Source organism: uncultured Methylobacterium sp., from assembly GCF_964242245.1.
Lineage (GTDB): Bacteria > Pseudomonadota > Alphaproteobacteria > Rhizobiales > Beijerinckiaceae > Methylobacterium.
Genome location: NZ_CAXTBY010000028.1, coordinates 35,670 through 38,901, shown reverse-complemented (window position 1 = coordinate 38,901; position 3,232 = coordinate 35,670). Strand labels below are relative to the sequence as shown.

Below are 3,232 nucleotides of genomic sequence, written 5' to 3'. Positions count from 1 at the left end.
TCTGAGGGCGATCCGCGGCGTTCACTCGCGCTTCGCCGCCCGGTGCGGTATGCTTGGCCTTGAACAGAAGGATAGTATCGTGATTTGCCGGGATGCGATTCAAGAAATGGGCGCCCAGAACGACCGTTTCACTGCCCTGATAAGGTACATCGACGGTGGTATCTGGTGGCGATCGGGCGATTGCGCTCAGGCCGAGGCTGCAAATATACTCGCCCAGACAAAGCGTATCAGTGATGCTTTGAGCAAAATCGAGATACTTGTGAAAGGGATCGCGACTCATTCTCACGAAATCTAAATTTCGTTGTGGCATGACGGATGCGGCACCGATACATGAGGGGCGTCGCTTTCAGCAAAGACTGCTTGACCGGAATGGATGAAACGGTAACGCATCTCGCCCAACAGCTACTCGATCACGGATTGGGCTGTCTTACCGACCGCGATCGGCGCATCGTCATGCATATCGCGAAGCACATCCATGTCGGTCGACCTATCGACGATAGCCTGACTGGGAAGCAAAGTTTCGGCGAGCGATTGGCCGATCGGGTCGCTCAACTCGGCGGATCGTGGGGCTTCATCATCGCGTTCACAGGCCTACTCATCGCCTGGGTCGTTCTGAATACGGTCTTGCTGTCGCGCTTCGCCGGCGGCTTTGATCCCTATCCCTATATTTTCCTCAATCTGATCCTGTCCATGGTCGCGGCACTTCAGGCGCCGGTCATCCTGATGTCCCAAAATCGTCAGGCGGCGCGCGACAGGATTGCGGCCAGCCTGGATTATAAAGTCAACTTGAAGGCAGAAATCGAGATCATGTCGTTGCATGACAAGCTCGATCGCATCCGGCTCGAATATCTCGAGACTCTGATCCTCGATTAGACCCAGCAGATCAAGGAACTCGGCGCATGGGTGAAGGCGCCTCCTCGGGGTTAGCCGAGGATTGACACGGCGTCCCCGTGCCGGCGACGATCCGAGCGCCGCGCTGCACCCGATCGCGAAGCGCAGCGCCTTGACAGCAGAGGCAAACCGCCTCCTTCCCCGCTATCATGGAGATCCAAGAGGATGTGGCCGTCGTCGGCGGCGGACCGGCCGCACTCGCGGCGGCCGAGGTCCTGGCAGGTGCCGGCCGCACGGTCGCGGTCTATGAGCGCATGCCCTCGGTCGGCCGCAAGTTCCTGCTGGCCGGGCGCGGCGGGCTGAACCTCACCCACAGTGAGCCGCTGCCGGATTTCCTGGCGCGCTACCACCCGGAGGGGCGCCTCGCCGAGGCGATCCGGGCATTTCCGCCCCAGGCCCTGCGGAACTGGTGCGCGGGCCTGGGCGAGCCGACCTTCGTCGGATCGAGCGGGCGGGTGTTTCCGCGGGCGTTCAAGGCCTCGCCGCTGCTGCGGGCGTGGCTCGCACGCCTCGACGGCGCCGGCATCCGCATCCGGACGCGGCATCGCCTCGCGGCCCTGGGAGACGACCTGATGTTCGAGACGCCGGAGGGGGAACTTCGAAGGAGGCCGCGGGCGGTGCTGCTGGCGCTCGGCGGGGCGAGCTGGCCGCGGCTCGGTTCGGACGGGGCCTGGGTGCCGCTGGTCGAGGGGCTCGGCGTCGCGGTCATCCCCCTGCGGCCGGCCAATGCCGGCTTCGCGGTGGCGTGGTCGGCGCATTTCCGCGACCGCTTCGCGGGGGAGCCGGTCAAGCGCATCGCGCTGACCGTCGGCGGCACGCGGGTGCGGGGCGAGGCGACGATCACCGCCGCGGGCATCGAGGGCGGCGTGATCTACGCCCTGTCGCGGTGCCTTCGCGAGGCGATCGAGGTCGCGGGCACGGCGCAGGCGATCCTCGACCTGCGTCCCGACCTGACGCGGGCGGCGCTGGCCGACCGGCTCGGCCGGCCTCGGCCGGGACAGTCGATGGCCACCCGCCTGCGCAAGGCCGCGGCGCTGGCGCCGGTGGCGATCGGGCTGCTGCGCGAGGCGGGCGGGATCGCCCTGCCGGGGGACGCGTACACCCTCGCCGGGCTGGTCAAGGCCGCGCCGCTCCGCCTCCACGCGGTCGGGCCGATCGCCGGGGCGATCTCGACGGCAGGCGGCGTCGACTTTTCCGGGCTGGACGAGCGCTTCATGGTGCGCGCGCGTCCCGGTCTCTTCGTCGCCGGCGAGATGCTCGACTGGGAGGCGCCGACCGGCGGCTACCTGCTTCAGGGCGCCATCGCCAGCGGGCGGGCGGCGGGCGCGGGCATCGCGTCCTGGCTCGCTGAGACCGGGTCGCGAGCCGCATGATCCCCTGGGTCCACCTCGACGCGGCGCAGATCCCCGGCGGCGGCGCGTTGCGGCTGCGGCGCCGGGGCGCGGAATTCTCGATCCAGCTCGGCCAGAACGAACTGATGAACAGCCGCCTGAGCGGGTCGGAGGCGGCCTTGGCCACCCTCGCCTGTGCCCGGATCGCGGGGCGGCGCGCCCCGTGCGTGCTGATCGGCGGCCTCGGCATGGGCTTCACCCTGCGGGCGGCGCTCGCCGCCCTGCCCGCCGAAGCGGCGATCCTCGTGGCGGAACTGGTGCCGGCGGTCGTGGCCTGGGCCCGCGGGCCGCTGGCGGAGGTGTTCGGCGACAGTCTCGACGATCCGCGCGTCACGGTCCGCGCAGCGGACGTCGCCCGGCTGATCGGCGAGCGAGCCTCGGCCTGGGACGCGATCCTGCTCGACGTCGACAACGGCCCGGACGGACTGACGCGGGCCGCCAACGACCGGCTCTACGACGCGACGGGCCTGGGGGCGGCCCGTTCCGTCCTGCGACCGGGCGGCGTCCTCGCCGTGTGGTCGGCCAGCCCGGACAGGGGCTTCGGCCGGCGCCTGCGCGAGGCCGGCTTCGTGGTGGAAGAGGTCGCGACCCGCGCCAACGGGACGCGCGGGGGCGCCCGCCACGTGATCTGGCTCGCGACCCGGGCGGCCCGCGGCTGACGGCCTCGACCGAGGGACTCACATGCGAGCGCAGAAGCCGACCATGCCGGCCGCCTCCGACGGGCAGGCCGCGTTGGCCGTACCGCCCGCGCCCTGCGAGAACACGGGCGCGCCGGCCTTGAGGCAGTAGGCGGAGACGAAGACCTCGCCGGCCTCGCAGGCGATCTCGCAGCCCGAGGCCGGGCAGGCCTCGGCGCGCAGCACCCGGAACGGCGCGGCAGCGGGGATAGCGACGCCCGTGGCGCCGGAAGGGCCCGCAGGACCAGCGGCGCCCGCCTCGCCCTTGGCACC

4 protein-coding genes and 1 pseudogene are annotated in these 3,232 nt (G+C 70.1%); 3 read left to right on the top strand and 2 right to left on the bottom strand.

The window, feature by feature from the left end; genetic code table 11:
- Positions 1–286: hypothetical protein (locus tag ACFE8Y_RS09040; RefSeq protein ID WP_375464051.1), on the bottom strand; the 286-nt coding region annotated here is incomplete at its 3' end.
- A gap of 44 nt (positions 287–330) precedes the next feature.
- On the opposite strand from ACFE8Y_RS09040, the gene ACFE8Y_RS09035 reads away from it, so the two are divergent.
- The 3 genes from ACFE8Y_RS09035 (at position 331) to ACFE8Y_RS09025 (ending at position 2,941) form a co-directional block, all read left to right on the top strand.
- The gene (locus tag ACFE8Y_RS09035; RefSeq protein ID WP_375464050.1) at positions 331–873 is read left to right on the top strand and encodes a DUF1003 domain-containing protein; all 543 of its coding nucleotides are present in this window, start codon (positions 331–333) and stop codon (positions 871–873) included.
- A gap of 167 nt (positions 874–1,040) precedes the next feature.
- On the top strand, positions 1,041–2,264 hold the full coding sequence (locus ACFE8Y_RS09030) for a TIGR03862 family flavoprotein (RefSeq protein ID WP_375464049.1): 1,224 nt from the start codon (positions 1,041–1,043) through the stop codon (positions 2,262–2,264).
- Complete coding sequence (locus tag ACFE8Y_RS09025) at positions 2,261–2,941, top strand: hypothetical protein (protein ID WP_375464048.1); 681 nt, start codon at positions 2,261–2,263, stop codon at positions 2,939–2,941. Before ACFE8Y_RS09030 ends, ACFE8Y_RS09025 begins: the two co-directional genes overlap by 4 nt.
- Before the next feature lie 18 nt (positions 2,942–2,959).
- Here the strand turns inward: ACFE8Y_RS09025 and ACFE8Y_RS09020 are convergent.
- Positions 2,960–3,232, bottom strand: a pseudogene (locus tag ACFE8Y_RS09020) (collagen-like protein); the annotation flags it as partial.

What these genes read in the sequence shown, in the direction of transcription:
- ACFE8Y_RS09035 (WP_375464050.1), top strand. Translation starts at nt 331, where the DNA reads ATGAGGGGCGTCGCTTTCAGCAAAGACTGCTTGACCGGAATGGATGAA.
- ACFE8Y_RS09030 (WP_375464049.1), top strand. Translation starts at nt 1,041, where the DNA reads ATGGAGATCCAAGAGGATGTGGCCGTCGTCGGCGGCGGACCGGCCGCA.
- ACFE8Y_RS09025 (WP_375464048.1), top strand. Translation starts at nt 2,261, where the DNA reads ATGATCCCCTGGGTCCACCTCGACGCGGCGCAGATCCCCGGCGGCGGC.